The organism is uncultured Nostoc sp. (assembly GCF_964245575.1).
Taxonomy (GTDB): Bacteria; Cyanobacteriota; Cyanobacteriia; order Cyanobacteriales; family Nostocaceae; genus Nostoc.
This window is the reverse complement of record NZ_CAXTNP010000202.1, coordinates 1-5,126: the sequence shown is the minus strand read 5'-3', so window position 1 is coordinate 5,126 and position 5,126 is coordinate 1. Positions and strand designations below refer to the sequence as shown.

The 5,126-nt window shown below is 41.3% G+C and carries 5 protein-coding genes; 2 read left to right on the top strand and 3 right to left on the bottom strand.

Annotation, left to right across the window (positions count from 1 at the left end; all coding sequences use genetic code 11):
- The first annotated feature begins 274 nt into the window (after positions 1-274).
- Positions 275-1,627: an efflux RND transporter periplasmic adaptor subunit gene (locus ACFFAP_RS26380; protein ID WP_375514001.1), complete on the top strand. Its 1,353-nt coding sequence runs from the start codon at positions 275-277 to the stop codon at positions 1,625-1,627.
- 111 nt (positions 1,628-1,738) lie between these two features.
- Here the strand turns inward: ACFFAP_RS26380 and ACFFAP_RS26375 are convergent, their stop codons facing one another.
- Positions 1,739-1,867 (bottom strand): hypothetical protein, encoded by a 129-nt coding sequence (locus ACFFAP_RS26375; protein WP_375514000.1) that lies wholly within the window; start codon positions 1,865-1,867, stop codon positions 1,739-1,741.
- A 214-nt stretch (positions 1,868-2,081) separates the two neighbouring features.
- On the bottom strand, positions 2,082-3,539 hold the full coding sequence (locus ACFFAP_RS26370) for a YdiU family protein (RefSeq protein WP_375513999.1): 1,458 nt from the start codon (positions 3,537-3,539) through the stop codon (positions 2,082-2,084).
- A 123-nt stretch (positions 3,540-3,662) separates the two neighbouring features.
- On the opposite strand from ACFFAP_RS26370, the gene ACFFAP_RS26365 reads away from it, so the two are divergent.
- Positions 3,663-4,340, top strand: coding sequence for an SMI1/KNR4 family protein (locus ACFFAP_RS26365; RefSeq protein ID WP_375513998.1), 678 nt, complete (start codon positions 3,663-3,665; stop codon positions 4,338-4,340).
- Positions 4,341-4,364: 24 nt separating this feature from the next.
- On the opposite strand, the gene ACFFAP_RS26360 is transcribed toward ACFFAP_RS26365, so the two are convergent.
- On the bottom strand, positions 4,365-4,823 hold the full coding sequence (locus ACFFAP_RS26360; RefSeq protein WP_375513997.1) for a hypothetical protein: 459 nt from the start codon (positions 4,821-4,823) through the stop codon (positions 4,365-4,367).
- Positions 4,824-5,126: the final 303 nt, after the last annotated feature.

The window sequence follows — 5,126 nt, the reverse complement described above, 5'->3', positions numbered from 1 at the left end:
AAAGGTGCAGGTCAATGCAATAAAGGTGCAAGTCAATGCAATAAAGGTGCAGGTCAATGCAACAAAGGTGCAGGTCAATGCAATAAAGGTGCAGGTCAAAAACTTGTGTGTACACCGTAGGGAAAAGGGAAAAGGTTAAAGGGAAAGGGTTTTTTCTGAGCCGCTTTCCCCTTTACCTCTTACCCCTTATCCCACTTTTGCAAAAAATCTAATAATGGTAATGACTCTAGCTGCTAAATTTTTGCTTTTTTAGATAATACAGGACAGTTTACCTATGGATTCTCAACATCGTCCATCTCCTGATTCTGAACAACAAACGACTTCTAAAAAACACAGGCGCGGCATCGGTGCAATTGGTTGGGCTGTAATTGGTGCTGTTTTTTTTGGTAGCTTACTGGCCATAGGCATTCTACCCCGATTAAACCAAAAGTCAGAATTACAAGCAGCAGTCAAAGAAGCAAGCACCCTACCTTCTATCAACGTAATCACTCCCCATCGCGCTACTGGTGCTACCAAATTGGAACTACCTGGCAGTGTTGTAGCCCTGAATCAAACGACTATCTACGCTCGCAGTACTGGGTATTTAAAGCGGTGGTACGCAGATATTGGCGATCGCGTCCAAGCCGGTCAGTTGTTAGCAGAAATTGATTCACCAGACATAGATCAGCAAGTTTTGCAAGCGAAGGCAGAGGTAGCACAAGCACAAGCCAATGTATCTCAAACTCGTGCTAGTTTAGCTAAAGGCGTTTCTGATTTGAAGCAAGCCCAGGCTAATCTATTGATCGCACGTCAGAGTTGGCAGCGCTGGAGTGTTCTTGTCAAGCAAGGTGCAGTGCCTCAACAAGATGCAGATACAAGATATGCTACATATCAAGCTAATCTTGCCAACGTTGAGGCAGCAAAAAATACTATCAATTCTGACTCTGCTAACGTCAAAGCAGCACAAGCTAACGCCTACGCCATTCAAGCAAACTTCCAGCGTAATACTGTTTTGCAGTCTTACAAGAAAGTCACTGCTCCTTTTGCAGGAGTGATTACTGCACGTAATGTCAATACAGGTGTTTTAATTTCAGCAGGTAATGGCAACACCAGTAACAGCACCAGCAACACCAACACTAGCAATACCAGCCTTTATACTATTGCTGCTTATGACAATCTAAACGTAAATGTGAGTGTTCCCCAGAGTTTATCACAGTCACTTCAAACTGGACAAACAGCACAAATTACAGTCAGAGAGTTACCCCAACGAGTGTTTACGGGTAAAGTAATACGTACTAGCAACGCTATAGATCCAACTACTCGCACTTTACTGACACAATTAGAAGTGCAGAATTTAGACGCGACGCTGCGACCTGGGATGTATGCCAATGTCAGATTTGCGATTAACCGCACTAATCCTCCTTTTATCGTGCCAGATAGTGTCTTAGTCGTTAATGGCGGAGGTACGCAGGTAGCAACTGTAACTAAAGACCATAAAGTGCATTATCAAAAAGTTGCCGTTGGGCGAGATTATGGTACTGAAGTAGAAATTACATCAGGTCTGACAGGAAATGAATCGCTGATTGCGACTCCTACGGTTGATCAGACAGAGGGCTTGCGCGTGCAGCCAGTTGCACAAAGAAAGTAGACTCAATGAATGTTGTCAATTTACTAGGTAGAACAAGCTAGAGCGTCGGTTCACTTATATAGATTGACAAACATCAAATTATGTGTATTTGGTCAAAACGCTGATTTGTGGCTAAATATTTAGGTCTGGTTTTGAGCGATCGCTGTTTTTGGGATACTCCGTATAACGATTGTCTTGGCTATGGGTATCCCAAACCAGTGTGCCTGACTTTTCACCGTTTAAATCGCGCTTGATAAACACAACATTTTCCTGCTTCGCATTGTTACCCAGCCCCCCCAGCGCTGGGTAAATCGGCTCACCCAGGCTTGGGATATCTCGGCAATTCTAGTGATCGCAGGTTGGGTAATTTTCTGCTGGGATTGCCAAAGTTGCGTTAGGGCATTGACTATAGCGTGTCCTGTCTGCTGACTGGCGTTACCAGCTAGTGGGCTAAGTTGGAAAGCATCAATGCTAACTATCTCCTAGACTGAATTGCCTTAATTAAGTCATAAAAAGGTTGCCAATTATCTTCCTGAGCAATTGGTTCCCAAATAGATTCAATCAGAGGTCTTAATAATGCCGTTTTGGGATTATTAACAGCTAGAGTTTGGCCAATTACATTAATGCGATCGCTCTCCAAATCATTCAAAATTTTATGATACAGTATACACCAATCATCAAAAACTCCTAACGCACCCGGTACTGGCAGAATATCTGAACTATTCATCACAAAACCTGGTTCATCTCGCCATTTCGATGAAAAAGTCCGAGCCATCTCATAAAAGAATTGGTGATAACCAACTTGGCTATCTTTCAAAAATTCAACAGTTAGATTCAACAGTTCCCCAGCTTCTGGATGTGGCAAATCCTCAAAACCTAACTTTTTCAACATCAAAGAACTGTATTCAGCTTGATAATACTCATCAAACATTGCTAATCCAGCTTCCATATCACCTTTATCAATGATTGCCTTTAAAGGTTCCTGGAGCAATTCTAGATTCAACTGGCAAATACTTGGTTGATGACTATAACAGTAGCGTCCAGAATAGTCAAAATATGCAGCTATAAAGTAGGGGTTATAAGTAGGGATAAATCCATAAGGGCCATAATCAAAACTCTCTCCCGTAATCGACATATTGTCAGTATTGAGAACCCCATGACAAAAGCCAGCCGCCATCCACTGCGCTACTAGTTCTGCAACTCGTTTCACTAATTCGGCGTAAAACAGGGCATATTTATCTTGTTCAGCACTTAAGTGTTGATAATACTGCTCAATTACGTGGTCTAATAACTTCTTAGTTAAATCTGGACGCTGGAAATAGTGCAGTCGTTCAAAAGTGCCAAACCGAATATGAGAACTGCTCATCCTGACCATCACAGATGAACGGGTAGGCGAAGGTTCATCGCCCCGCCAGAGGGGTAAACCTGTTTCAATCATGCTCAGACAGCGCGAGGTACGTACACCCAAGTAGTGCAGTGCTTCCGCAGCCAGAACTTCCCGCATCCCACCTTTGAGCGTGAGCATACCATCGCCACCACGGGAGTAGGGCGTCCTCCCAGAACCTTTCGTGCCAAAATCGTACAATTCGCCATCATTGGCGCGTACTTGCCCGTAGAGAAAGCCTCTACCATCACCCAACTGTCCGTTATATGCACCAAATTGATAGCCGTGGTAACGCAGCGCCAACAAGGGTTTACGCCCCTGAAATTTGCCAAAGGCTGTGATAAAATCTTCGTCTTTGACCACTTGGGGGTCTAGACCGAAACGGGGTAATAGTTCATCGTTACGCCAACGCAGGAGGTGTTGAGGAAATTCTTCTGCTGCAACCTCATCGTAGTAGTCGTCGCCTAGAGATTCCAAGGCGCTTTCGTAGTTGAGGGAGAGAAAAGGATTGCTAGAATTTTTGTAGTTTGGAGTTTCAGCCAGAGTCATTACGAGCAAAGCTTAATTCATTCTTCCCTTAATACTACCTCTGGCTTCAAACATCAGCATAGACGCAAAAAGCGACCCATATCTAAAATATGGCAGCGCCACCATCAAAATCTAGAGCGCATAATGGATAAAGTTTTGCAATTAAAGAAAAACTTAACTCAATTAGCTATTTTAGACGCTACATTTGAGGTTTTTGGCTCAGAATCACACCAGTATCAATTTAAACCTTGCTTGAGTAAAAAAGATATTCAAGTGTTTGAATTTAGATACGATATTACCCTACCAAGTGAATATCGAAACTTTCTCTTAGAAATTGGTAATGGTGGTGCAGGGCCAGGATACGGCTTATCTGGACTATCGGGAATTGAATCTGAAAATGTCATCCCAGAAAAACTATACCCTGAGAACTACGAAATTCTCTCTAAACCATTTCCTTTCACAAAAGCATGGAATGATTTGGATTTAATTGTTAATAATAATACAGATTTTGTTACCAACCATGATGACTACTTCGATAATAAATTTATCCAGGGTACTCTTACCATTACAAATTATGGTTGTGGAATTTATGCGATGTTAGTCGTTACTGGGGAGCAGTCAGGAAAAATATGGATAGATGATCGTACTAATGATAATGGGATATATCCTGCTTCTTTGAGCTTTTGTCATGCTTTCCATGACATCAACGCTGATGATTCTTATCCAAATAGCAATGAGGAGCAGCCTTTAAGTTTTTATGATTGGTATGAAGACTGGCTCAACCGAAGCTTGGATCAAATCCGCCAGTCTTCCGAAACTTAACCTTAATTAAATCAAACTAATTTTTTATTTTGTAATTGGTTGTGATGTTGGTGGAGTAATTCCTACTGAGTTTGATGTTGGTTGTGATGCCTGTGAAGATAGAATTTTCTTCACTTGCTGGTTATAAGTTTGCAAAATTGATTGAACCTGTTTTTGTTGATCTTGATTCAGATTCAAAGATGTTAAAACTGTTCTGATTCTCTGACGGGATTGCAGTGCTGCCTTAAATTTAGTAGTTTGGGACGGGTTTAATAGAGCCTGAATATCCTTATCTCTTTGCTGACGAGCCAATTGGATTTGTAGGCGCTGTTGTTTTGTGAGTTGGATTTTTTGGTGTGATGCAGGACTAGTCTGAGTTTTTAAGACTGGTGGTGTAGTGGTGGTATTTGAAACTGGTTGTGCCAAGACACTTCCGTGTAAGATGGTAGCAAAAGTGAAGATAGCAGAAAAGACAGAGAAGCGCTTTATAGAATTAATGGCCATTTTGAAAAACTCCTCAATCATTTAATAAAATTGGACACATCAGCTCAAGCGAACCTTGATAACTGAGCCGGCTAGCGAATAAACATTACTATTGCATTTGCTTGTGGAGTTGTTGTGTATTTATTATGAATTTGCTATGAATTTGTAGATGCTTAAAACTGATATTTAAAATTTCTTAAAACTCAAATATTTTACCATTATCAATAGCTGTAGTGTGAACAATGCTCACCAAGTAAATTTATAAGTATTTATATAGGAATCGTATTTGATTTTTGAAATTATCTACGTGGGCGGGGAGTGGGG

Coding starts and splice junctions, on each gene's coding strand:
- ACFFAP_RS26365 (WP_375513998.1), top strand. CDS start 3,663: ATGGATAAAGTTTTGCAATTAAAGAAAAACTTAACTCAATTAGCTATT.
- ACFFAP_RS26380 (WP_375514001.1), top strand. CDS start 275: ATGGATTCTCAACATCGTCCATCTCCTGATTCTGAACAACAAACGACT.
- ACFFAP_RS26360 (WP_375513997.1), bottom strand. CDS start 4,823: ATGGCCATTAATTCTATAAAGCGCTTCTCTGTCTTTTCTGCTATCTTC.
- ACFFAP_RS26370 (WP_375513999.1), bottom strand. CDS start 3,539: ATGACTCTGGCTGAAACTCCAAACTACAAAAATTCTAGCAATCCTTTT.